This is a genomic window from Bacillus paramycoides, assembly GCF_038971285.1.
GTDB lineage: Bacteria > Bacillota > Bacilli > Bacillales > Bacillaceae_G > Bacillus_A.
On sequence record NZ_CP152427.1, the window covers coordinates 685,404 to 710,992 of the forward strand.

General features: G+C 34.7%; 21 protein-coding genes and 2 pseudogenes. 16 read left to right on the plus strand and 7 right to left on the minus strand.

Features of this window, described 5'->3' with window-relative positions; translation table 11 throughout:
* Positions 1–230 precede the first annotated feature (230 nt).
* Positions 231–2,630 carry a M6 family metalloprotease immune inhibitor InhA2 gene (gene inhA2 / locus AAG068_RS03460; protein ID WP_342718027.1) on the plus strand — a complete coding sequence of 800 codons (2,400 nt, stop codon included), beginning with the start codon at positions 231–233 and terminating at the stop codon, positions 2,628–2,630.
* A gap of 318 nt (positions 2,631–2,948) precedes the next feature.
* Positions 2,949–3,290: a hypothetical protein gene (locus AAG068_RS03465; RefSeq protein ID WP_342718029.1), complete on the plus strand. Its 342-nt coding sequence runs from the start codon at positions 2,949–2,951 to the stop codon at positions 3,288–3,290.
* 35 nt (positions 3,291–3,325) lie between these two features.
* On the opposite strand, the gene AAG068_RS03470 is transcribed toward AAG068_RS03465, so the two are convergent.
* On the minus strand, positions 3,326–4,480 hold the full coding sequence (locus AAG068_RS03470; RefSeq protein ID WP_342718031.1) for an MFS transporter: 1,155 nt from the start codon (positions 4,478–4,480) through the stop codon (positions 3,326–3,328).
* A gap of 225 nt (positions 4,481–4,705) precedes the next feature.
* On the opposite strand from AAG068_RS03470, the gene bdhA reads away from it, so the two are divergent.
* The 6 genes from bdhA (at position 4,706) to AAG068_RS03500 (ending at position 10,996) form a co-directional block, all read left to right on the plus strand.
* On the plus strand, positions 4,706–5,758 hold the full coding sequence (bdhA, locus tag AAG068_RS03475; protein WP_342718033.1) for a (R,R)-butanediol dehydrogenase: 1,053 nt from the start codon (positions 4,706–4,708) through the stop codon (positions 5,756–5,758).
* 118 nt (positions 5,759–5,876) lie between these two features.
* On the plus strand, positions 5,877–6,221 hold the full coding sequence (locus AAG068_RS03480) for a potassium channel family protein (RefSeq protein ID WP_342718035.1): 345 nt from the start codon (positions 5,877–5,879) through the stop codon (positions 6,219–6,221).
* Between the two features lie 264 nt (positions 6,222–6,485).
* The gene (gene cerA / locus AAG068_RS03485; RefSeq protein ID WP_274311282.1) at positions 6,486–7,337 is read left to right on the plus strand and encodes a phospholipase CerA; all 852 of its coding nucleotides are present in this window, start codon (positions 6,486–6,488) and stop codon (positions 7,335–7,337) included.
* Positions 7,338–7,410: 73 nt separating this feature from the next.
* Positions 7,411–8,412: a sphingomyelinase C gene (gene sph / locus AAG068_RS03490; RefSeq protein WP_342718039.1), complete on the plus strand. Its 1,002-nt coding sequence runs from the start codon at positions 7,411–7,413 to the stop codon at positions 8,410–8,412.
* 110 nt (positions 8,413–8,522) lie between these two features.
* On the plus strand, positions 8,523–9,695 hold the full coding sequence (locus AAG068_RS03495; protein ID WP_342718041.1) for an amino acid deaminase/aldolase: 1,173 nt from the start codon (positions 8,523–8,525) through the stop codon (positions 9,693–9,695).
* The gene (locus AAG068_RS03500; RefSeq protein ID WP_342718043.1) at positions 9,683–10,996 is read left to right on the plus strand and encodes a D-arabinono-1,4-lactone oxidase; all 1,314 of its coding nucleotides are present in this window, start codon (positions 9,683–9,685) and stop codon (positions 10,994–10,996) included. The genes AAG068_RS03495 and AAG068_RS03500 overlap by 13 nt, the downstream gene beginning before the upstream one ends.
* A 7-nt stretch (positions 10,997–11,003) precedes the next feature.
* On the opposite strand, the gene AAG068_RS03505 is transcribed toward AAG068_RS03500, so the two are convergent.
* A complete protein-coding gene (locus AAG068_RS03505) occupies positions 11,004–12,155 on the minus strand; it encodes a VanZ family protein (RefSeq protein ID WP_342718045.1) in 1,152 nt (383 codons plus the stop codon).
* A gap of 172 nt (positions 12,156–12,327) precedes the next feature.
* Between AAG068_RS03505 and AAG068_RS03510 the strand changes: the two genes are divergently transcribed.
* Entirely contained in the window at positions 12,328–12,531 is a 204-nt protein-coding gene (locus tag AAG068_RS03510; protein WP_342718047.1) for a hypothetical protein, read from the plus strand.
* A gap of 50 nt (positions 12,532–12,581) precedes the next feature.
* On the opposite strand, the pseudogene AAG068_RS03515 reads toward AAG068_RS03510, so the two are convergent.
* The 3 genes and pseudogenes from AAG068_RS03515 to AAG068_RS29870 form a co-directional block, all read right to left on the minus strand.
* A pseudogene (locus tag AAG068_RS03515) lies at positions 12,582–12,882 on the minus strand (hypothetical protein).
* 165 nt (positions 12,883–13,047) lie between these two features.
* Positions 13,048–13,860 (minus strand): undecaprenyl-diphosphate phosphatase, encoded by an 813-nt coding sequence (locus AAG068_RS03520; RefSeq protein ID WP_342718049.1) that lies wholly within the window; start codon positions 13,858–13,860, stop codon positions 13,048–13,050.
* A 132-nt stretch (positions 13,861–13,992) separates the two neighbouring features.
* Positions 13,993–14,511: pseudogene (locus tag AAG068_RS29870) on the minus strand (methyl-accepting chemotaxis protein); the annotation flags it as partial.
* Between the two features lie 646 nt (positions 14,512–15,157).
* On the opposite strand from AAG068_RS29870, the gene AAG068_RS03530 reads away from it, so the two are divergent.
* From AAG068_RS03530 to AAG068_RS03550, 5 genes are all read left to right on the plus strand, one after another.
* Positions 15,158–16,411, plus strand: a complete 1,254-nt coding sequence (locus tag AAG068_RS03530; protein ID WP_342718053.1) for a 3D domain-containing protein — start codon at positions 15,158–15,160, stop codon at positions 16,409–16,411.
* A 112-nt stretch (positions 16,412–16,523) separates the two neighbouring features.
* The gene (locus AAG068_RS03535) at positions 16,524–16,742 is read left to right on the plus strand and encodes a helix-turn-helix transcriptional regulator (RefSeq protein WP_000154008.1); all 219 of its coding nucleotides are present in this window, start codon (positions 16,524–16,526) and stop codon (positions 16,740–16,742) included.
* Positions 16,735–17,208 carry a DUF2178 domain-containing protein gene (locus AAG068_RS03540; protein ID WP_342718057.1) on the plus strand — a complete coding sequence of 158 codons (474 nt, stop codon included), beginning with the start codon at positions 16,735–16,737 and terminating at the stop codon, positions 17,206–17,208. Before AAG068_RS03535 ends, AAG068_RS03540 begins: the two co-directional genes overlap by 8 nt.
* 115 nt (positions 17,209–17,323) lie before the next feature.
* Entirely contained in the window at positions 17,324–17,956 is a 633-nt protein-coding gene (locus AAG068_RS03545) for a class A sortase (protein ID WP_048527835.1), read from the plus strand.
* Between the two features lie 139 nt (positions 17,957–18,095).
* Positions 18,096–19,175, plus strand: coding sequence for a YHYH domain-containing protein (locus tag AAG068_RS03550; RefSeq protein ID WP_342718062.1), 1,080 nt, complete (start codon positions 18,096–18,098; stop codon positions 19,173–19,175).
* A 30-nt stretch (positions 19,176–19,205) separates the two neighbouring features.
* Here AAG068_RS03550 and AAG068_RS03555 read toward each other — a convergent pair whose 3' ends face one another.
* Complete coding sequence (locus tag AAG068_RS03555) at positions 19,206–20,591, minus strand: peptide MFS transporter (protein WP_342718064.1); 1,386 nt, start codon at positions 20,589–20,591, stop codon at positions 19,206–19,208.
* Between the two features lie 252 nt (positions 20,592–20,843).
* Between AAG068_RS03555 and brnQ1 the strand changes: the two genes are divergently transcribed.
* Both brnQ1 and AAG068_RS03565 read left to right on the plus strand, forming a co-directional pair.
* Complete coding sequence (brnQ1, locus tag AAG068_RS03560) at positions 20,844–22,145, plus strand: branched-chain amino acid transport system II carrier protein BrnQ1 (protein WP_342718066.1); 1,302 nt, start codon at positions 20,844–20,846, stop codon at positions 22,143–22,145.
* A gap of 135 nt (positions 22,146–22,280) precedes the next feature.
* Entirely contained in the window at positions 22,281–24,002 is a 1,722-nt protein-coding gene (locus AAG068_RS03565) for a DUF2339 domain-containing protein (RefSeq protein ID WP_342718068.1), read from the plus strand.
* A gap of 35 nt (positions 24,003–24,037) precedes the next feature.
* Here the strand turns inward: AAG068_RS03565 and AAG068_RS03570 are convergent, their stop codons facing one another.
* On the minus strand, positions 24,038–25,585 hold the full coding sequence (locus AAG068_RS03570) for a DNA-binding protein (RefSeq protein WP_342718070.1): 1,548 nt from the start codon (positions 25,583–25,585) through the stop codon (positions 24,038–24,040).
* Between the last annotated feature and the right edge of the window lie 4 nt (positions 25,586–25,589).

A 25,589-nucleotide genomic window follows, 5' to 3' on the forward strand; every position in this document is an offset into this window, starting at 1 on the left:
CATTAACGGTCAGTAAGATTCCCACCTCAAAATTCAGCTAGAGCAAAGAATTTAGGTGGGAAATTAACTGCCCGTAAATGCCCGATTGGTTCAACTAATAATCAGTGGGGATGGACAAACTCCCCACTGATTAAAGTTTCACTGTATATAGGGAGGGCAGAAAGTAGGGATTTCGATTTAAACGCACTAATTTATCTGAATTTTAAGTTTTATAAAAGGAGAGAAATAGAATGAGAAGAAAAGCGCCATTTAAAGTGTTATCATCTTTAGCAATTGCGGCAATTATCGGATGCACATCTGTAATGAGTACTCCGCTAGCGTACGCAGAAACGCCAGCAAAAGAGAAAGACAATGTATCTACAACACCAATTGATTACAATTTAATTCAAGAAGATCGTTTAGCGGAAGCGTTGAAAGAAAGAGGAACAATTAATCCAGCATCTTCTAAAGAAGAGACGAAAAAAGCTGTAGAAAAGTATATTGAAAAGAAACAAGGTGATCAGGCAAATAAAGAAATCCTACCAGCGGATACTGCTAAAGAGGCATCTGATTTCGTGAAAAAAGTAAAAGAGAAAAAAATGGAAGAAAAGGAGAAAGTAAAAAAACCTGAAAAAAACGTTAGTCCTGAGCAAAAACCAGAACCAAATAAAAAACAATTGAATGGACAAGTCCCAACTTCTAAAGCAAAGCAAGCGCCATATAAAGGGTCTGTTCGAACTGATAAAGTATTAGTATTACTCGTTGAATTTAGTGATTATAAACATAATAATATTGATCAAACACCAGGGTATATGTATTCGAATGACTTTAGTAGAGAGCATTATCAAAAAATGTTATTTGGTAATGAACCGTACACGTTATTTGATGGTTCAAAAGTAAAAACGTTTAAACAATATTATGAAGAGCAATCTGGCGGTAGTTATACGACAGATGGATATGTAACGGAATGGCTAACTGTTCCAGGAAAAGCGTCTGACTACGGTGCTGATGGTAGTAGTGGTCACGATAATAAAGGACCAAAAGGCGCACGCGATTTAGTGAAAGAAGCTTTACATGCAGCCGCTGAGAAAGGGTTAGATTTATCTCAATTTGATCAATTTGATAGATATGATACAAATGGTGATGGAAATCAAAATGAACCTGATGGTGTAATTGATCATTTAATGGTAATCCATGCTGGCGTCGGTCAAGAAGCTGGTGGCGGTAAATTAGGCGATGATGCAATTTGGTCACATCGTTCAAAATTAGCAATAGATCCAGTAGCGGTTGAAGGTACAGAATCAAAGGTAGATTACTTTGGTGGAAAAGTAGCGGCGCATGATTATACAATTGAACCAGAAGATGGAGCAGTAGGTGTATTTGCGCATGAATTTGGACATGATCTTGGCTTACCAGATGAATATGACACGAAATATACTGGAACTGGTTCACCTGTCGAAGCGTGGTCATTAATGAGTGGAGGTAGTTGGACAGGGAAAATTGCAGGAACAGAACCAACTAGTTTCTCACCACAAAATAAAGACTTCTTACAAAAGAATATGGGTGGCAACTGGGCAAAAATTTTAGAAGTAGATTACGATAAAATTAAGCGTGGTGTAGGAGTTCCTACATATATCGATCAAAGTGTTACGAAATCAAATCGTCCAGGCGTTGTACGTGTTAACTTACCAGGTAAGAGTGTTGAAACGATTAAACCTGAGTTTGGAAAACATGTATATTATAGTACAAGAGGCGATGATATGCATACAACATTAGAAACACCATTCTTTGATTTAACAAAAGGAACAAATGCAAAATTCGATTATAAAGCAAATTATGAGTTAGAAGCAGAGTGCGATTTTGTCGAAGTACATGCAGTAACAGAAGATGGAACGAAAACATTAATTGATAGACTTGGAGAAAAAGTAGTCCAAGGAGATAAAGATACAACAGATGGGAAATGGATTGATAAATCATATGATTTAAGTCAATTTAAAGGAAAAAAGGTGAAACTACAATTCGATTATATTACAGATCCGGCTGTAACATATAAAGGTTTCGCGATGGATAATGTAAATGTAACTGTTGATGGACAAGTTGTATTTTCTGATGATGCAGAAGGACAGTCTAAAATGAATGTAAATGGTTTTGTTGTTTCTGATGGGACGGAGAAAAAAGCTCATTATTATTACTTAGAGTGGAGAAACTATGCGGGATCAGATAATGGATTAAAAGCAGGAAAAGGTCCAGTGTATAATACAGGTCTTGTCGTTTGGTATGCAGATGATAGCTTTAAAGATAACTGGGTTGGGGTGCATCCAGGTGAAGGATTCCTTGGTGTTGTAGATTCTCATCCAGAAGCCCTTGTTGGTAATTTAAACGGGAAACCAGCATACGGTAATACAGGTATGCAAATTGCTGACGCTGCATTTTCATTTGATCAAACAACAGCATGGAGTGTAAATTCATTAACACGTGGACAGTTTAACTATTCTGGATTACAAGGTGTTACAACTTTTGACGATTCAAAAGTCTATAGTAACAAACAAATTGCAGACGCAGGAAGAAAAGTTCCAAACCTTGGACTTAAATTCCAAGTTGTTGGACAAGCAGATGATAAATCGGCAGGCGCTGTTTGGATTAAACGTTAATAACAGAAAAGCACATTCTTCATATGAAGAATGTGCTTTTTAATTGTACAGTAAGTTATTATTTTAGCTTATGTAATACAAGTGTCTGTTCATATGTAGTGTATCAAATTATGTGGGGAAAGGAAATATTTCCGAGGAAATTGTCGAAGTATCGTCGGTATTTATACACTTTTTTTGTAAAAGAAGAAATGTAGTATTGCCTTTACAGTTTAATTTATTTACATTGTTACTTGGCTATACACAGAATTAATATATTCGGCAATAAAAGAGCGCTCTTGGATAGTGCTCTTTTTTATGGATAGAAAGGAGTTGAATTAAATGAAAGAAGTAATTGAATGCCCACAGTGTGAAGGGAATATTACTGCGCAATATATTATGGATCTCCCGTATCCTTTTTCATTCAGATGTCCACACTGCAAGGTGAGGCTAAAAGAAATGAGGATCACACCGTGCTTAATATTAGCAGCAATTTGTATTATTCTACTGTTTATTATAATTGGGGAGAGTATTAAGGAATTACTAGTAAAATATTTTTCTATTATAGATAATGTACCAACTGTACTTATTTTCTTCTTATTTTGTTATCCATTGTATTATCTCTATGAAAAATATAATGCCATATTGTTTATTAAATATGGTTTATTGAAAGTTAAAAATTGAATAGGAGATTATCATAAAAAAAGACAATGATGAAATTAACCCATCATTGTCTTTTTTACTTTGCTTCTTACGTAAATCATTCCGGCAAATGTTAATAAGAATGCAGTTCCAATAACGAAGCTAACGCTAGGGGATGCCCCGATTGCACCAACTGCAAAGGATCCAGCAACAACTCCTAATGAGAAGAAAGCATAAAACAATCCGAATGCCTTTCCGCGTTTATCATCTGTCGTATTTTCAACAAGTAATGCATTTATTGATGGGAAAAGGATAGCGAATCCAATGCCATAAATCATCATAACGATAAAGAGCATACCTTTTGTTGCGAATAATCCAAGTAAAGATAATGCTAATGCCATTACTGCAATACCAATTAGCATTAGTTTTGAACGATTAAATCGATCGTAAATACGATTTGTTGGTAGTAAGAAGAAGAGGATAGCGGTAATGCCGAATACACTTAACATCATGCCTGTTGTAGATGCTTTAAGTGCTAATGCCTCAACTTTCACTGGTAACATATAAGTGACAATTCCTTGTGAAAACATTAGTGTGAAAGCACCAATATATGCTTGTAATAACGGTTCTGATTTCAATAGTTCAATCATATCTTCTTTGTTCATCGTTTGTGTTCTTGAGGTATCTTTTCTCGATACGTTATTTGGTAAGAAGAATAGAGATACGATTGTACCAAGAACCATTAAAATAGAAATGGTAATGAACACCCACTCTATACCAGCAGTTGCTTTCATAATCCCGCTGAAAGCAGGTCCTACAATTGCCGCTGTTCCAACAGCAGCACCAGATAGAGCCATTGCTTTACCTTGTCTTGCTGCATTTGTTTGTTTTGATAAAAACGTAAAGGCAGCAGGAATTAAAAATCCATCACTAAAGCCGTGCATAAAGCGCACAACTAATAGTTGTTCACCACTTTGAACAACGGTGTATAACAAGACTATGAAACTCGTAAGTCCCATGCTTATATAAAGTATTTTTTTTGCACCAAATTTATCGACAGCAGCGCCAGCAATAATATTACCAATCATATTAGCGAATGAGTACATGCCGACAACTAGTCCAATAATAAGAGGGGATCCTCCAAGACTTTGAGCGAACGTACTCATAATAGGTAATTGTGAAAATGTATCTAGAAACGCTACGATAACAATAAAGTAAATAAAATATTTCAAGCGATATTCACCTCTCCTATGCTATTATGGCATAATGCTAATTTCAACCGCAATGAAATTGAATTAACAGATGTGGAAAAAAGTACAAAGTGACAAAATATCGAACGTTATTTGTTAAAATTTAGTGGAAACGAGATTGTTTTTTTGAAATATATGGATAGAAGTATTATAATAGATTTGTAAACTTCACCAGGTTAAGTATATACATAGAGAGGGATGTATAAAATGAAAGCATTACTTTGGCATAATCAACGTGATGTAAGAGTAGAAGAAGTACCAGAACCAACTGTAAAACCAGGAGCGGTTAAGATTAAAGTTAAATGGTGTGGTATCTGCGGGACAGACTTGCATGAATATTTAGCAGGACCTATTTTTATTCCAACAGAAGAGCATCCATTAACACACGTAAAAGCACCGGTTATTTTAGGTCATGAGTTTAGCGGTGAGGTAGTTGAAATCGGTGAAGGCGTTACATCTCATAAAGTGGGAGACCGCGTCGTTGTAGAACCAATTTATTCTTGTGGTAAATGTGAAGCTTGTAAACATGGACATTACAATGTTTGTGAACAACTTGTTTTCCACGGTCTTGGCGGAGAAGGCGGCGGTTTCTCTGAATATACAGTAGTACCAGAAGATATGGTTCACCGTATTCCAGATGAAATGACGTATGAACAAGGTGCGCTTGTAGAACCAGCAGCTGTAGCAGTTCATGCAGTACGTCAAAGTAAATTAAAAGAAGGCGAAGCTGTAGCAGTATTTGGTTGTGGTCCAATTGGACTTCTTGTTATCCAAGCAGCTAAAGCAGCAGGAGCAACTCCTGTTATTGCAGTTGAACTTTCTAAAGAGCGTCAAGAGTTAGCAAAATTAGCAGGTGCGGATTACGTATTAAATCCAGCTACTCAAGATGTATTAGCAGAAATTCGTAACTTAACAAATGGTTTAGGTGTAAATGTGAGCTTTGAAGTAACAGGTGTTGAAGTAGTACTTCGTCAAGCAATTGAAAGTACAAGTTTCGAAGGACAAACTGTAATTGTTAGTGTATGGGAAAAAGACGCAACAATTACTCCAAACAATCTTGTACTAAAAGAAAAAGAAGTGGTTGGTATTTTAGGATACCGTCATATCTTCCCAGCTGTTATTAAATTAATTAGCTCTGGCCAAATTCAAGCAGAGAAATTAATTACGAAAAAAATCACAGTGGATCAAGTTGTGGAAGAAGGATTTGAAGCACTTGTAAAAGATAAAACACAAGTGAAAATTCTTGTTTCACCTAAATAATAGAGAATAGTAAAAAGTAGCTCTTTTCTAGAAATAGAAGAGGGCTACTTTTTTTCTATACAGAAAGGTGATAGACTTTCCTTTAACTACAGGTATTTTGTTTGGAAGGGGAAGTCGAATGCTTTCATTTATGTTGACGTTGAAACGGATGCTAAAAGCTTGTTTACGAGCGTGGAAAGATAAAGAATTTCAAGTATTATTCGTGTTAACATTTTTAACATTAACATCTGGTACGATTTTTTATAGTACAGTTGAAGGATTGCGTCCTCTTGACGCTTTATATTTTAGTGTGGTCACGTTGACGACTATCGGTGATGGGAATTTTAGTCCGCAAACTGATTTCGGAAAGATATTTACAATCTTATACATATTTATTGGAATTGGATTAGTGTTTGGATTTATTCATAAGTTGGCGGTTAATGTACAATTGCCAAGTATATTATCGAGTAGAAAAAAAGAGTAAAGCATGTGGATGCTTTACTCTTTTTTACATTAGTTTAGACAAGTATTTGCAGTAGCTTAACAATACTTTATTACAATATAAGTGCATTCAATCATTATATTCACTATGTATAAAGTTATAATGATATGAACATTTGCATATTTTAATTTAGTGATGGAAATTTTATGAAAGGTGGGATATTCTAGTCATAGGTTAACCGGACGACATCATAGGATCCTAACAAAAAAGTTTACAATAATTCAATTATAAAATGGAGGATTTCAGATGAAAAAGAAAGTACTTGCTTTAGCAGCAGCTATTACATTAGTAGCTCCGTTACAAAGTGTTGCATTTGCTCATGAAAATGATGGAGGAAGTAAAATAAAAATAGTTCATCGCTGGTCTGCTGAAGATAAACATAAAGAAGGCGTAAACTCTCATTTATGGATTGTAAACCGTGCGATTGATATTATGTCTCGCAATACAACACTTGTAAAACAAGATCGAGTTGCACAATTAAATGAATGGCGTACGGAGTTAGAGAACGGTATTTATGCTGCTGACTATGAAAATCCTTATTATGATAATAGCACATTTGCTTCACATTTCTATGATCCAGACAATGGAAAAACATATATTCCATTTGCAAAGCAGGCAAAAGAAACTGGAGCTAAATATTTTAAATTAGCTGGTGAATCATATAAAAATAAAGATATGAAACAAGCATTCTTCTACTTAGGATTATCTCTTCATTATTTAGGAGATGTAAACCAACCGATGCATGCGGCAAACTTTACAAATCTTTCGTACCCACAAGGATTCCATTCTAAATATGAAAACTTTGTAGATACGATAAAAGATAATTATAAAGTAACGGATGGAAATGGATATTGGAACTGGAAAGGTACAAATCCAGAAGATTGGATTCATGGAGCGGCAGTAGTGGCGAAACAAGATTACTTTGGAATTGTAAATGATAATACGAAAGATTGGTTCGTAAAAGCAGCTGTATCACAAGAATATGCAGATAAATGGCGCGCTGAAGTTACACCAATGACAGGTAAGCGATTAATGGATGCACAACGTGTTACTGCTGGATACATTCAGCTTTGGTTTGATACGTACGGAGATCGTTAAGTATTTCAAAAAGGTCAAATCTCACAATAGAGTATTTGGCCTTTTTATCACTATACAAATGGAGGTATGAAACGTGAAAGGTAAATTACTAAAAAGTATACTTAGCGTTGGAATCGGTCTAGCGGCTTTATATAGTGGATCCTCAGCTCAAGCGGAAGTGTCTACAAATAAAAATGATACATTAAAAGTGATGACGCATAATGTGTACATGCTATCAACTAACTTATATCCGAACTGGGGACAAAGTGAGCGTGCCGATTTAATTGGGGCGGCAGATTATATAAAGAATCAAGACGTTATTATATTAAATGAAGTGTTTGATAATAGCGCATCAGATCGTTTGTTAGGAAATTTGAAGAAAGAATATCCAAATCAAACAGCGGTATTAGGTCGTAGTAACGGAAATGAATGGGATAAAACGTTAGGTAGCTATTCATCTTCAACGCCTGAAGATGGAGGCGTTGCAATCGTGAGTAAATGGCCGATCGTTGAAAAGGTTCAATACGTATTTTCAAAAGGATGCGGACCAGATAATTTATCAAATAAAGGGTTTGTATACACGAAAATTAAGAAAAATGATCATTTCGTTCATGTGATTGGGACACACTTGCAGGCTGAAGATAGTATGTGTGGAAAAACTTCACCTGCATCTGTACGTACAAACCAGCTAAAAGAAATTCAAGATTTTATTAAAAATAAAAATATACCAAATAACGAGTACGTTCTATTTGGTGGTGATATGAACGTGAATAAAATAAATGCAGAGAACAATAGTGAATCAGAGTACGCATCCATGTTCAAAACATTGCACGCTTCTATTCCATCGTATACAGGACATACAGCAACTTGGGATGCGACGACAAACAGTATTGCGAAATATAATTTCCCTGATAGCCCTGCCGAGTATTTAGATTATATTATTGCAAGTAAAGACCATGCGAATCCGTCATTTATAGAGAATAAAGTATTACAACCGAAATCTCCACAGTGGACTGTTACATCATGGCTCAAAAAATATACGTATGATGATTATTCTGATCATTATCCAGTAGCGGCAACTATTTCTATGAAGTAGTCCTAAAAAAGTTTCTTCCTATTTAAGAAGAAACTTTTTTATTTTGTAGAGGAGATTCCAACTTTCTTTCCAATATGTATAAGACATATAGAGAAGAGGAGAGAAAAAATGTGGATCGAGGAATTTTTAAAGAAGTTCCATTACCGTGTGCATTTTTGGATGAAGTAGCTTTAGATAGAAATATTCAATCGATTATAGAATTAAGTGGAAATAAGAAGATTCGTATAGCGAGTAAATCGTTACGTTCTGTTCCGGTGATGCAAAAGATTTTATCTGCAAATGATCGTTTTCAAGGTATTATGTGTTTTTCACCTAGGGAAGTTTTGTTTTTAATTGAACAAGGATTCAATGATTTATTGCTCGGATATCCTGCTTATGATGATAGAGCGTTACATGAAATAAGTTTGCTAACAAAGCAAGGGCTCATTATAACTTGTATGGTGGATTGTGAAGATCATATTGTGTATTTAGAAAAAATTGCTGAGAAGTCTAAAGGATGTTTTCGTGTTTGCTTAGATATTGATATGAGTAGTCGTTTTTTTAAGCTTCATTTTGGGGTCAAAAGATCACCGGTAAAAGATGTGCAGGGTGCTTTGAAAATAGTAAAAAAATTGAAGGAATCATCATTTTTAATACTAGACGGTGTCATGGGATATGAAGCACAAATTGCTGGGGTAGGAGACCACATACCGAATCAACGAGTGAAAAGTAAAGTGATTTCGTACTTAAAGAAGAAATCGGTGTTAGAAGTTAAAGGAAGAAGAGGACATATCGTAAAAGAAATACAAAAACTAGGTATTGAACTAAGGTTTGTAAATGGGGGAGGCACAGGAAGCATAAAAACAACTGAGAAAGATAATGCAGTTTCGGAGATTACAATAGGTTCTGCTTTTTATGCCCCGAAGCTATTTGATTATTATAAAGAGGTGCAATTTCATCCAGCTGTCGGATTTGCTTTACCAGTTGTGCGTAAACCAGCCCCGTTTATTTACACTTGTCTAGGTGGTGGATATATTGCCTCAGGCGCAATCGGGAAAGATAAAGAACCTGAGATTTGGAGGCCAAATGATGCCAAACTATTAGCTTTAGAAGGCGCTGGTGAAGTACAAACACCAATTTTTTATAACGGTGAGGAACGAGTAGAGATAGGAGATTCTATCTTGTTTCGCCATAGTAAAGCTGGAGAGTTATGTGAGCGGTTTCCGTTTTTATATCGTGTGAAAGAAGGAGAGATTGTTGGGGAGTATTCAACATATCGGGGGGATGGCCAATGCTTTCTATAGAGGGACAAAAATGGAGAAATTGGACAGGGAATGTAGAAGGAACGCCGCATTATACGATGTATCCAGAAAGTATACAAGATGTAGTAGAAGTTGTAGAGCTTGCAAGAAAAGAAGGGAAGAAAATTCGCGTTGTCGGTTCAGGACACTCGTTTACACCTCTTGTGCAGACGGAAGAAATTTTAATTTCTTTAGATGAATTGAAAGGTATTGTGAATATTGATGAAGAGAAGATGGTTGCCGAAGTATGGGCAGGAACAAAGCTACATGATTTAGGGAAGTTACTTGCAGAAAAAGGTTATGCGCAAGAAAATTTAGGGGATATTGATTCACAATCGATCGCAGGGGCGATTAGTACAGGGACTCATGGAACGGGTATTACCTTTGGAAGTTTATCAACACAAGTTATAGAGATTACCGCAGTTTTATCTACAGGTGAGAGTATAGTTTGTTCGGAAACTGAGAATGTGGAATATTGGAGAGCCTTTCAGTTATCGCTTGGAATGTTAGGTATCATTGTAAAAATAAAATTGAAGGTTATTCCAGCCTATTCACTCGTTTATAAAAGTGAAAAACAGTCATTATCTACTGTAATGAACAAGCTAGAAGAATATAAAAAAAATCGCCATTTTGAATTTTTCGTTTTTCCTTATTCAGATGAAGTACAAGTGAAATTTACAAATGAAACGACGGGTAAAAAAAGTGATTTGAAATGGCATAAACTAAAGGTAGAGTTGCTTGAAAATAAGATGTTCTCTTTGTTATCTAAAGGATGTAAATGGTTTCCTTCTATAAGTAAAGGAGTAAGTCGATTATCAGCTAAAGCTGTACCGAATACAAAAATAATTGGTCCGAGTTATGAAGTATTTGCTACATCTCGTGCGGTTCCATTTTATGAAATGGAGTATAGTGTTCCGTCAAAGTATATGCAGGTCGTTGTAGAAGAAATATCAAATCTTATTGAAAAGAAAAAGTATAAAGTACACTTTCCGATTGAATGTCGTTATGTGAAAAGTGATGATATATGGCTTAGTCCAGCATACGGAAGGGATTCAGCGTACATTGCTGTTCATATGTATAAAGGTATGAAGTATGCTGCTTATTTTGGTGAGGTGGAGAAAATTTTTCTAAAGTATGAAGGGCGTCCGCATTGGGGGAAAATGCATACGTTAACGTACGAAAAATTACAAAATATATATCCGGAAATGCATTCGTTTCTAAAGGTGAGAAAGTTACTAGATGAAGCAGAAGTGTTTTCAAATCCTTACACAGAAAAATTATTTACGATTACTCAAAAAAGCTGACAAATTATTACTTGTCAGCTTTTTTGAGTATGATCGCATTTCTTGTTTGACTAATGTGCTCGTAAAATAGTAACTTATCACGACTAAATACATGTAATAAAACATGAATAATAAATAGACCGTTAATTACGAGTTGGAATAATAATATAACTACTAATACTAAAGGCTCTTTAAGGTTTAAGATAGAGCTACTCGAAAGAATATAATTGATTCCACCTAAAATGAAATAGAATATACCGTAGCGGATGAATAATTCTTTTAGTGTAATACGCTCTGCCTGGCCTTTAATGTAAATCCGAAGCAATGCTTTTCCTATTGTTCTTCCATTTGTAAAGTATGGAATGATAATAAAGTAAATGAAGACTGAACATGTAATGAAAAGGAGTTCGTATACATTTGTATAAGATTGGATGTTAGCGATAAATAGTGAATTTCCTTTGTTTTTAATGAACGGTACAACAATAGATAAGAAAATCCAATCAATTTGCATAGCAATGAGACGACGAATAAATCCGACTGGTTTTGTTTCTAAATCAATATGAATATCTAATTCGCTTGTTTTCGGAAGGAAGTACGTAAATATTGGTGCAATGATAAAACCAATTACGCCACCTAGTGTGTTTAAAAACAAATCGTCAATATCAAATAAGCGATAGGCACAATTATAAATACCATATAATCCAGTTACTTGTGTTAACTCAAAGAACAGCGAAAGGCAAAAAGAAATGCACGCTGTTTGTAAGAAGCTGCGTCGGAAATAATAACGTAAGTATATACCGAACGGAACGGTTAGTAGAACGTTAAAAGCAACTTGTAAAAACGCAGACTCCTTTAATAAATAGAAGTACGTAGCTGGTTTCGTTAAAATCGTTGAGGTATGATTACCAATCTCTTGTATGAAATAAAATGGTGAGAGCTGCATATGCTGTGTGTTAGCCGGTTGTAGGCTACACGTGTCATATGTTTGGGGTAAAGGTAAAATAACAAGAAAATAGGCATTTAATACATAAAGTAATAATGAGTATAAAATAAATGAACGCCATTTATTTAAATAACCGTACTTGCGATAATTAAATATTAAAAAAGGGATTAATAGAAACATTGCTAAAATAGGAAATAAAATAAATGCTGTTTTTATTGGAAATAAATATGCAGTCAAAATGAAACTCCTTTCAATGAAAATTCGTTTATCATTATAACGTTAAAAGAACCTGAAAACAAAATTAAAATATTTCGAAATAGAAAAAATTACAAATTTAAACGGAATTAAGTTATGCTAAATTTAATATAAGGATATTATGATTATTATAAGTTGAGAGAGGGTACAAGATATGCGATATGAGCTTTTTTCTGTAAGTGGGGATCATATTACAGCTTTTGAAAGTGCATGGCGTTTTCAGGAGGGAGAACAGATTTTTGTTCATGATGATCAAACAAAACGAAATTTTATTATTATCCGCCTAACGCATGATGTATTTCAACAAAATAAACATGTTATTCGTTTGTATTGTCAAGAAAAGAAAGTATACGCATAAAAGAGCCCCTCTTACTGTACAAAAAAAGTAAGAGGGGCTTTACATGTCTTTTAGGAATGGCAAGCGAGAGGGTCGTGCATATAGGTAGCATTTGATTTTGAAGAAAGGATATAGTTACGTTTCCAAGTTTCAATTTCTTCTCTTTGAGAAAGCCATGTATGATAATTTTGTTGTGTTTTCCATAACATACGAATCATATATTGTGCATCATCACTTGTACGATGCATATGTAAAAATTCTATATTAATACAACCCATTTGTTCCAGGGGATGGATAACATTTTTTAAGCGAATTAAGTAGTTCATTTTCATAACTATATTTAATGCGAATGAGTTTAGTAACAATAAACATATGAACACCTCTTTTGCGATAATGGTAGAAAAGATTTACTGTAATAAATATTGTACTATTCAGGAAAATTAAAGTAAATGATAGGTTTTAACTTCATAGAGTTATAAAAAAACGAATCGTTCTAGTGTAATAGAATGACTCGCTTTTTGATTTGTAAGTTTCACCTTATAAGAAAATAAGAGTAAGTACACCTACGATAATGCAATAGAAAGAGAAATATTTTAAATTTCCTTTTGCCATAATGTTCATAAACCATTTTAACGAAATATATGTCATGATAAATGTTGCGATAAAAGCAACGACATATGGTACGAATAGTGTGTCTAGATTTGGATCTTTTGCAATGTCTGTAATACTTAGTAATAAGCCACCTAAGCTAACAGGGATATATAGTAGGAATGAGAAACGAAGTGCTGTTTCTTGCTTCATACCAAGTAACATCGCGGCTACAATTGTTGCACCTGAGCGGCTTATTCCAGGAATTAGTGCGCAAGCTTGTGCTAATCCGACGATGATTGCATCTTTCATAGAAAGATCGCCATCATTTTTACGTCCACGCAAGTTTCTAATAATCCAGAGGCCGACAGCGGTAATAAGAAGGGAAATCCCAACCATTTTCACACCTTTTAAGTACTGGTCGATGTAATCTTTAAATAAAACACCAATAACACCTGCTGGAATAGTCGCAATAACAAGATAAATAATAAAGAAGAAATCTGATTTTGCATCTTCTGCTCTTGTAAATATATAAGATAGACCATTCTTTGTTAGACGAATTAAATCATTTCTATAAATAAGTAATACAGCTAATAATGAAGCTGAATTAACAAGTAGTTCGAAGCTAAACCCTTCTATTTTTAGTTCTAGCAAACGCTGTGCTAAAACGAGGTGACCGCTTGAAGAAATCGGAATCGGTTCTGTTAGTCCTTGGAACAGACCAAGAATTAAATATTTTAAAATGTAGTAAATTTGTTCCATAATAACCTCCTTGTTTAATAGTCGAAAGAAACAACTTGTCCATTATAACAAAGATACAGATGAATATTGAGAAGAAATAAATATTCGAAATATAATAAAAATCCCTTATAAAAGTATAAGGGATTTTTATTATTAATGAGAAACTACTGTTTCTTCAAGACTTTTCGTTAATTGAACATCGACTTTCTCAGCATCATGAATGTGATTCATAATAGTAGTATTTAACTTTTGGAACATTTGTTGTGTATTAGCGAATTCTCGTAATATATCATCATTGCAAGACTTTTGGTTTTCAATAGCTTTAATAACATTTGTAGCACCGTTTTGTAATGTTTGAATCATTATTAAAATATTTTCGATTCTAGCGTTTGTATCGGCACTCATTTCTACACCTTCATCGACTAAATGTAAATTATCTTTTGTATTATCGTATGCTTTCTCAATTTCTTCTTGAATTTTTTTCGTTAAGTTGCCGATGTTTTTTGTACTTTCCGCTGTACTTTCTGCTAGTTTTCTTACTTCATTAGCAACGACAGCGAATCCTTTACCGTGCTCTCCAGCACGCGCGGCTTCAATACTTGCATTTAAAGCAAGTAAATTTGTTTGGGCTGCAATGTTTTGAATGACTTCTACAATTTGCTCGATTTCTTTTGAGCGTTCACTTAAATGATTCATACTGTTAGACGTACGCTGAGATTGTTCACCTAATTTGTTAATTACAATAAGTAAACGGTGAACAGATTCTTTACCTTCATTAGAACAGTCAATAATTTCTTCAATAGATTGAATTAAGCTTTGTTCTTTTTGTAACATTTCGTTATTCAATTCATTGGAATGTGTTGTACGCGTTGAAACATTTTCGAAACATGAGTTTAATTGTTGAACTAAATTTTGAAGTGTATGGTGCTGGCTGTTTACAAGTTTATGTTCTTGAACAACGTTTTGTACACGATCGTGGATAGAAGAAATAGTCTCTTGTTGTTCGATATCCTTTTGTTTTAATTCTGCTTCTAGTTCTTGTATACGACTTTCTAATTGATCAATTTTATGTTGGAGTGATTTCTTTTGAGTAAACATATATTTATTTCAACCGCCTTTAGAAGTTATATTTTCTCTATATTTGGATTTTAGCATCTTTTATAATTTTTAAATATAGGAATTGTTAAATATTTAAGAATCTATTACATTTTATGCATAATTCCCTTTTTTTCGTCATGAAAAATAAACTGTATTTAATGATATTGTAAACAAACTGTAAAATAAATCATGTATAACTGTATAAGAAGGGAGTCGGATTATGAACTATTTTAAGCGAATCAGTAGTCTAGTATTAGCAGGGATTATAGGTCTTTCTAGTACAGTCGCTGTTAAAGCAGAGTCAAACGACGAGAAACTTAACAACATGCAACAGCAATTGCAGCAAAACGATGCAGAAATGCAAAAGAAAGAGCAAGAGAAGCAAGCTGTTAGTAAAGAAATTCAAGGTATCGAAAACGAACTACATAATTTAAATAATACAATTGCAAAAAATAAAGAGGATCAAGCTGCTATTCAACGTAAAATCGATGAAACACATAAGCAGATTGAGCAAAAAAAGAACGAAATTGTCGTTTTAGAGGATAAAGTCCTAGCTCGTAAAGATATTATGAGAAAACGTATGGTTTCTGTTCAAAACAGTTCAAATACGAGTTTAGTAGTAGAAGTTGTAGTAGAGTCAAAGAACTTTGCAGACTTCTTACAACGTATGAACGCAGTTTCTACTATTTTAGAAGCTGATAAAGAAATTTTACGTCTACAAGAACAAGATCTTCGTCAAATTGAAGAAGATAAGAAAACAATTGATGAAAAAGAAGCATCTTTAGTAGTAGACAAACAAAAATTAGCAAAAGCACAAGCTGATTTGCAAGATAACTTGAAAAAACGTCAAGCTAACTTACAAACAGTTCAAGCTAAATATAATCAGGTTGCAAGCCAACTTAATTTAGCAGCAGAAGAAAAAGCTAAAATTGAGTCAAATATGAAGGCAGTGCAAGAAACAATTGCTCGTGAGCAAGAAGCAGCAAGAATTGCAGCAGAAGAGCGTGCGAAAGCAGAAGCAGCTGCAAAGGCTGAGCAAGAGGAGTTAGCAAAAGCAAAGGCAGCGGTAGCTAAGCAAAAAGAGGAACAGGTAGCTAAGTCGGCAGAGCCTGTAGCAAAAAATACATCACCAGAGTCTAAGCCTGACACGAAACCAGCTAAAGGTGGAAAAGAATTTTATGTAACAGCAACAGCTTATACAGCTGACCCATCTGAAAATGGCTATAAACCGGGTGAAACTGTAAAATCCAAGTTAGGACATAATTTAACTGCAAATCCAAACATGAAATTAATTGCTGTAGATCCAGCTGTTATACCTTTAGGCTCTACTGTATATGTAGATGGATATGGAACAGCGATTGCTGGAGATACTGGTAGTGCAATAAAAGGGCATATAATTGATTTATTAATGCCAAATTCAGCTCAAGCAAATGAATGGGGCAGAAGAACAGTTAAAGTTACAATCTTAAATTAAACAGAAATCCAACTTTACAATACGTAAAGTTGGATTTTTTTATGAAAATAATGTTAAGTTGAGTTTACATTTTGTTAAGGTTAGCATACAATATAAATGAGAGGTGGTAAATTTGACCATTTTAAATAGAGTGAAGGAATTAAGAGCTCGGTTTAATTTTTCGCAAAGTGTATTAGCAGAAAAGGTTGGAGTGACGAGACAAACGATTGCTGCAATTGAAAAAGGGGATTATGTTCCTTCATTATTATTAGCGCTTATGATTTGCGATGTATTTCAGTTAAAGATGGAAGATGTGTTTGTTTTAAATAAGGAGGGGAAAGAGGATGAATAGACTTGTATTTTCCTATATGTTGAATGTACTTTTAATGGTATTAGCAGGTTGGGCATTTATTGAGTTGTATTATTTTACTATCGAAGTTGCTAATTTTATTCAAACGAAGAGGGTACCATTTGAAGTGACGGTGAGTTTAATGCCACTAGGATTACTTTTAATATTTGGTATTGTATCGACTGTTCTTTATAAAATTCAAAAGAAAAAATATAAAGAGCTATCATATTGGATGTTTCCACTATTATTCCCTCAAGAAGACGAGCGGGAAAGGGCAATTACAGAAAAGGCTTGTCGTACTACATTTATGTCACTATGGTACGTGTTGCCTTGTGCGGTTGGTTTTTTAACGCTTTCTCCAATTGCTAATCTATATATTCCTGCATATCCAATATATATTGCATTTAGTATTTTCTTTATTCAAATGACAATTTTCCACGTATCCTTATATCGAAATAAAATCGCTTGAAAAAAACCTTCTTGCATCGGCAAGAAGGTTTCTTTTTAGCTTATACTTGTACATATAGCAATATTATCTTATCATTTTATATAGAGTAAGATTTTGTATGGGAAAGGAATTGTATATGAATAAGCAAAGAATTTATAGTATAGTAGCAATCCTTCTATTTGTTGTAGGTGGTGTGTTAATCGGAAAGCCATTTTATGATGGATATCAGGCTGAAAAGAAACAGACTGAAAATGTGCAGGCTGTTCAAAAGATGGATTATGAAAAACATGAGACGGAATTTGTAGATGCTTCGAAAATTAATCAGCCAGACTTGGCAGAAGTGGCGAATGCATCATTAGATAAGAAACAAGTAATTGGTCGTATTTCGATCCCGAGTGTTTCATTAGAACTTCCTGTTTTAAAATCTTCTACTGAGAAAAATCTATTATCTGGTGCAGCAACAGTAAAAGAAAATCAAGTAATGGGAAAAGGGAACTATGCATTAGCAGGACATAATATGTCTAAAAAAGGTGTTTTATTTAGTGATGTAGCCTCTTTAAAAAAAGGTGACAAAATTTATTTGTATGATAATGAAAACGAATATGAATATGCGGTTACTGGTGTATCTGAAGTAACTCCTGATAAGTGGGAAGTTGTTGAGGATCATGGGAAAGATGAAATAACGCTTATTACATGTGTATCTGTGAAGGATAATTCTAAGCGTTACGTTGTTGCTGGTGATTTAGTAGGAACGAAGGCGAAGAAGTAAAAAAGAAGGTCAACTCTTTAAAGAGTTGACCTTCTTTTTTACTAATGTTGAGAAATAATAGAATATTTTGGTTGGTATTTAAGTATTTCTCTATTTATGTATAATAAAGTTAGAATTCAAGACTTTGGGAGGAACAAGAGTGAAACAACAGGTGAAGAAACTTCTTTTAACAACAAGTGTAGCGTTATTGGTAGTTCCGGTTTCAGCCTATGCGCATCCAGGGCGTACAGATGCTAATGGGGGACATACGTGTCGTACAAATTGTGAAAAATGGGGATTGCAGTACGGGGAATATCATTATCACAATAAACCAGCTTCTAGTAGTGGTGCAACAAGTCCAGCTCCTAGTCAAAATAATAATGGTGCTGTAGAAGCTGAAAGACAAGCAGAAGCGCAGCGTCAAGCTGAAGAAGAGAGACAACGTGTAGCGGAGGAACAAAGAAAGGCAGAGGAAGAGAGACAACGTGTAGCTGAAGAACAAAGAAAAGCAGAAGAGGCACGTAAGCGAGAGGAAGCACAGCGTCAAGCTGATATGGAAAAAGGGCAGCTTGAGGGACAAAAGAGTGGAGAGACTGATTTTAAAGCAGAGAAAAATGATGTGGAATCACATTTAGCTGGAAAATCAGATACATATAAAGAAGCATTCAAAATTGCTTATGCTGCATCTTGGTCTTTAGAAGAGCAGAAGAAAACGCATTTTGAAAAAGGAAAAGAGCAAGGTTTAGCACAAGAGACGATGGAAGATAGTCAAATTGCTCCAGAGTTTAAGCCAAACTTTGCAGAAGGTTTCCAAGTAGGGAATAAAGAAAGAACAGAAAAAATTGAAAAAGAGCAAGCTGAACTAGGGGAAAAGGCAGGTAAAGAACTAGCTGGAAAGAACCCTGGAAATAGAGAGAAAGATGTGTACGTGAAGGCGTATGAAACAGCTTATGAAAAGGGTTATAAGTCTACAAAAAAAGCAGTAGAAAAGACTGGCTATAAGTATGCATTTGAAAACTATGATTTGAAAGTTCCTGCTAAGTATGAAAAAAATGAATCGTTAAAGAAATGGTTTATTGAAGGATTTAAATCAAATAAAAAAGCAGCAGAAATTAGAGAAGAAGGATATAAAAAAGGAGACAGTTGGCTTGCATTCTTCTATAAGAATTTTGTGCCAAGTGAATATAAAGAACATAAAGAGCTGTACGAACAAGCGATAGAAAAAGGTAAGAATGCATAAAAAAGATGAGGGATTTCCCCTCATCTTTTTTTAATCCATCCATTTCACTAATTTTTTAGAAATTAATAATAAAACACAACCTAATACAATTGCTACAGCTCCGATTACGGTAAATACTTCAGCATATCCAAGTGAAGTTGTGAAGCTTGCAAGTTGTCCGCCTAAAATGTTGGCGATTCCTGAGCTTGCTAACCATACTCCCATTAATAAAGAAGCAAGTTTTACTGGGGCAAGAGCACTAACCATTGAAAGTCCAACAGGTGATAGGAATAGCTCACCTAACGTGTGGAAAAGATACGTAAAGACGATAAATAGTAAGTTTGCTTTTTCTGTAATGTTATGTTCATCACTACCAGTTTTTAATGTAGCGATAACGAGAATGATATAACCGATACCGAGCAAGATCATACCAAGTCCCATTTTTGTTGGGATTTTTAAATCCCCACGCTTGCGAGTTGCAAGTTTTGCCCATAATGCTGAAATGACTGGAGCAAGTAAAATAATAAATAATGGATTGACCGATTGGAACCAAGATGTTGGAACTTCCCATCCGAACACAGAGCGGTCTACAAATTTGTTTGTATATAATGTTAATGAGCTACCAGCTTGTTCAAAGCCAGCCCAGAAGAAGACAACGAAGCATGTTAAAATGACGATAACTGCAGTACGTTGTTTTTCTTTTTTTGTTAACGGTGTATCTCCTACTGATGGTTGTCCAGCAGCTGCTTGCAAATCGCGAGTTGGTTTTTTACCGATATCACCAAGGAAGCGATTTGATAGTGTTGTAAATAAAATTTGTCCAATAATCATTCCGATTGAAGCGGCTAAGAAACCGTAACGGAATCCGTAATGTACAACGCCATTAACTGTTGTTTTGAATAAATTTTCTGATAAAAATCCGCAAACGAGTGGAGCTAAAAATGATCCGACGTTAATACCCATATAGAAAATAGTAAATGCACTATCACGTTTTGGATCGTTCTCTTCGTATAATTCCCCAACCAGTGTAGAGATGTTCGGTTTGAAGAATCCGTTACCGATAATAATAAGCGCTAATCCGAGGTATAGGCCGACTTGGTTTTGCAAGGCAAATAGTGTAAGGTTACCGATTGCCATTGTTATACCACCAATTGTGATCGCTTTTCGTCTACCTAGGAACCGGTCTGTTAAGTATCCACCAATCATTGGTGTGAAATAACAGGCTCCAGTATAAAATCCGTAAATGGAGAGTGCCCATGCAGGACTAAACCCAAGACCACCACTTACTAAAGCTGTCGTTAAATATAATGTTAATAATCCTCGTAATCCATAGTAACTAAATCTTTCCCACATTTCTGTAAAGAAGAGTAAGTATAAACCTGGAGGATGTTTCTTTTTTCTTTGTTGTTCTCTTTCTAGTTGTATCGCTGATTCCATGTTATTTTCCTCCTGACACAAACAAAAACAAAGTTAATAATTTTGTATATTTAATATTTTACCTTATTAACTATTATAAGTCAATAAAGGTTGATTTTTCAGAAGAAATTGGAAAAGAGATATAGCTATAGAATGAGTGTTTCTTTTATGTTAGACTATGGACTATGTTTTCTTTGTAAAGAAGCGGTTTATTGCACTTTTTTATATGTGAAATGGATTTCATGAAAGGTGAAATTAAAGAAGGAGAAAGAAATGAAATTGTTACAGAAAAAAGAAATTTTACTTATTAGTCTTATGTTATTCTCGATGTTCTTTGGAGCGGGGAATCTTATATTTCCACCTTTCCTTGGGTATGAAGCAGGAGAACATGTGTGGATTTCATTAGTAGGGTTTATTATATCAGCAACAGGTCTTCCGATATTGGGAGTTATTGCGATTGCAAAAGCAGGAAGTTTTCAAGCGCTAGCGGGTAGGGTTCATTCTTCATTCGCCATTATTTTTCCGTGTATCGTGTATGTATTCATTGGACCAGGACTTGGTATACCACGTGCAGGAAGTTTAGCTTTTGAAATGGGGCCAGGTCAATTCTTCCCAGAAGCGGGAAGCGTAGTTTTATTATGTTATACGGTTATTTTCTTTAGTATTGTGTACTGGTTAAGTTTATCGCCATCTAAATTAATGGGGTTGTTCGGAAAGGTTTTAACACCATTATTATTAGCTATGATTGGCCTTATCTTTATAAAGAGCATGTTTACATCGGTAGGTAATGTAAAAGAGGCTGCTGGAAACTATGGACAAGCTCCTATGTTCCAAGGGTTTTTAGATGGGTATTTAACGATGGATGCATTAGCAGCTTTAATTTTCGGGATTGTTATTGCAAATGCTCTTCGTGCAAAAGGTATTGAAGATGATAAAGGGTTAGCGAAATATATGAGTATTGCTGGAATTGGAGCAGGACTATTATTATCTATTATTTATGTCATACTTGGATATGTTGGTTCAATGAGTGGATCATTAGGGACATTTGATAATGGAGCGAAAGTGTTAGCGCAAGTGATGACTACATTATTTGGACAAGGCGGAGTCGTTTTATTAGGTCTTATTTTTACGATTGCGTGCTTATGTGTTTCAATTGGACTTGTTACATCTTGTAGTCAATTTTTCGTAAGTGCATTTCCGAAAGTGGCGTATAAAGTTTGGGCATTTATATTAAGTTGTATTAGTATGATTTTAGCTAATTTAGGATTAACACAAATTTTAAAAGTATCAGTACCGATTCTTGGATTTATTTATCCAGTTGCATTAACGCTTATTATTTTAGGGTTATTCCATAAGTATATTGGAAAGTATGCATACGTATATGCAGTAACTGTTGGGATTGTAGCAGTATTTAGTGCAATCGATATTTTCAATAAAAATGTGATGATGAATCAGTGGACATCAGTATTGAAATACATTCCGTTTTATGCAGAAGGTGTTGGATGGATTGTTCCAGCTATTATAGGTGTTTGTATTGGTGTTATAGTGAGTAGTGTTTTCAATAAGAAGAAATAAGTAAGAGGTGTTTTCCTATTTTGGAGAACGCCTTTCTTTTTTTTGGAAAAATGGTATTGAAAATGAATAGACTAAGAGTATGATAAAGATAATTGGTAATATATAGGTTTCGAATGAACGGTGAGGGGGGAGTGTATGAAGGAAGATTTAAATAAGAAAATAGAAGCGCTCGAAACGGCAATTGAAACGATGCAAGAGGCACTTTTTGAATTGAAAGCAAAACAAAAAGAAATAGAAGTAGAAAATGCCCAGCAACATGTTAGTAAGGAAAAGAAAGAACATATTGAAACGGTAACGGAAGAAAAAAGAAAAGAAGAAGTAGTTACAATAAAAGAGCCTGTGCAAGAACTTGAGGTAAAACAAGTAGATATATCTGCTTTTAAACGAGAATCATTTAATATTATTCAGTTTTGCCAAACGTGGTTGCCACGTATATTTGTCGGTATTATGTTACTTGGAGTAATCTGGTTATTTAAAGCAGGGGTAGATGCTGGATTATTAACGCCAGCAATACGAATTGTGTTCGGTATTGTCCTATCAATTGTTTTTTATTATATAGGGGATATTCAAATTAAACGAGAGCGGCAAGCGTTAGGATTAGTATTAGCAGGAGGAAGTATAACGGGTATAGTTTTAACGACATTTGCGGCACATTATTTATATGGCTTTATTCCAGCAAGTGTTGCATTTGTATGTAATATTGCATGGGTCATTTTAGGTATTTATGTAGCGAAGAGGTATCAATCGGAATATCTTACTATTTTCGTAGCAGTAGGAGCTTTCTTCGTGCCATTCTTATTAAATAGTACGACTCCTAATCCGTATATTTTCTTTGGATATGAGACGATACTAACACTTAGCTTATTATGGTATGCGCTGAAAAATCGTTATCAGTATTTATATATGATTTCTTATGCTGTTGCTGCTATTGTCCTTTTTGTCTTCTTTGCTATTATGTCAATGTTAGTAAAGGATTTGCAAGTACAGTTAACGGTTGTTTATGGTTTAATTCACTTACTATTATTTTGGCATATGTTTACGGAGAGAAGTTTTATATTAGAACCACGCTTGGCGATATTTAGTGCGAATGCAGTTTTCTTTATATTAGCCATTTCAAAAATACCCGAATTTACAACATGGGGATTAATGATTAGTGCGCTTGTGCATGCTATTATGTTCGTGTTTGAATATAGGAAGAATCGACACTCTACATTTACCAATCTTTTATTTGGTTTCGCAATGGGTGCATTTAGTTTAGCTATTTTATATGAGTATAGTTTAGTGAATGCAGCGATTGTATTATTATTACAAGGTTTCCTGGGTATGGTGACTGCTATTAAAGTAAAACAACAAATAAAATTGTATGTTAGTGCGACGATTTATGCGATTGGAATGATACAGACTATTTTTAGTCCGTTTGATTATTTCCTTTCAGCTGGGTTTGTTGCTCATATTATTTTAATAGTTACATTTTATTACTGCATGAAACAAGCGAAAGATCTGTTAAAGAGTTTCGGGAAATATGTTTATTCTATAGCGCTCTATTGGTTTATGGTTATCGTATTTATTGCAATTACTAGAGTTGGTGAAGTTCTTTCTACAGATGGAAGCATAATTAGCGTATCTGTATCATTATTATGGATGGTATATGCTTTATTTGCAGTTTGGCTTGGACGGAATAAACATATGAATGAAATATTGTATGCTGGATTAGTCGTTTTAGTTGTAACGATAGGGAAGCTATTCCTTTTGGACCTACCAGAAGTATCGATGATGATCAGGGCGGTGTTATTCTTAATAGTAGGTAGTATAGGTATCGTTATTTCAAGAATGTTTTTCTCAAAAGAAGAGAAGTAGAAAGAAGGCAATCCATATCCGGATTGCCTTTTTCATTATTTCTTATCAATTGTTACAGCTTCACTGTATTTCGCTGTTGTATTTTGACGTAGACGAAGCGTTGCTTGTCCAGTCGTATTTGGATTGATTTGCACATTTACAATTTTCTCAGCAGAACCTAAGCTGTTTGTTGTGAAAGAGAATGCACTACTATATCCGAAAGTAGATGGCCAAGTACCATTTGTATTTTGAACTTTTGCTACTTGTGTACCACCAGTCGTGAAGATACCTAAAGAGTAATTATCGTATGTTGTGTTTGGTAATAAGTTATTTACTTGAATTTTCATTTTGAACACTTCATTGTTTGGTAGAGTGCTAGGATGTGTAACTACGTAGTCGTTTGCTGTTACAGCACCGTTATAACCGTATGAACCTGGTTTGAAAGTGTTTGTATTAAACCATTGATAACCTGCATTTGGCGCACTCCAAGGTTCAGGTTGTGGCTCAGTTGATAAGCTTGGTTGTTCAAATGTTTGTAAAGTAGTAGGTAAATCAAGTTGTAAACCATTTACTTGATCTAAACTTGTGAATGTTTCTTTATTCGATAGCCAATTTACAATGTTTTCTAGTAAAATAGCATCGTTTTCTTCTTTATATCCATCGTAAGTTTTCTTTGTTTGACCAGAATCTTCACGAACGTATTTTGGCGATGCATCTTCAACAGGAGAAGAATCACCGATAAAGGCAGCTTTTCCAAGTCCTACTTTAGCGATAGCAGCATAAGGACCCTCTGCAACACCCCCGCCATTATAAACACCGCTATCAACAGCGTTATTCCATTTTGACGGGTTTTCTGGAAGGTAAACAAGTCCTTTTGCTAGTTTTGGATTTGTAATTGCTAGAGTTGAACCAGCGTGCATTGCTACAGATGAAACACCTTTTGTAATTCCAAACGATTGTTCAGGTGACACAATATTTTTAGCGGAAACATCACCGATTGCATTGTAACGGAAGCGAATACCGAAGTTGTCAGATAGCCAATCAGAGCTTTCTACTCCTTGCATAGCTTGTGAGTTTACTTCCTCAGTAGACATTCCTTTTGCAGGATTAGCCCAAGCGCCGCGTCTATATCCATTAAATACTTCAGAAGAGTCCCAGCGATTTTTATTACGATCTGCATTATAATGATCGGCAATGAAGAAGATACTACCGCCATTTTTCACGTATTGTAACATAGCATCTTGTTCAGATTTTTTGTAAGGAATATTTGCTTCTGGAACGATAAACACATTGTAGTCTTTTAAATCTTCGTATGTAATTGGTGTTGATTTACGTAGTTCTTTTACATGATAGCCGTTTTGAGCAATACCATTTCCGAAATCAGAAAAGCCACCATCAATAACCCAGTCAGCAGTTCCGGCAGTTTGACCGTGTGTATTATCGAATAATACTTTTTTCCCATTGTTTTGATTTACAACTTTTGCAGCAATTTCAGGAGCTGGGTCTACAGAGCTTTCTGCATAAGTAGACGGTATGAACGAAGTCCCTATACTTAGTGTAATTGCTGTTGCTAAAGAAAATGTAATCCATTTTTTATTCTTCATAGAA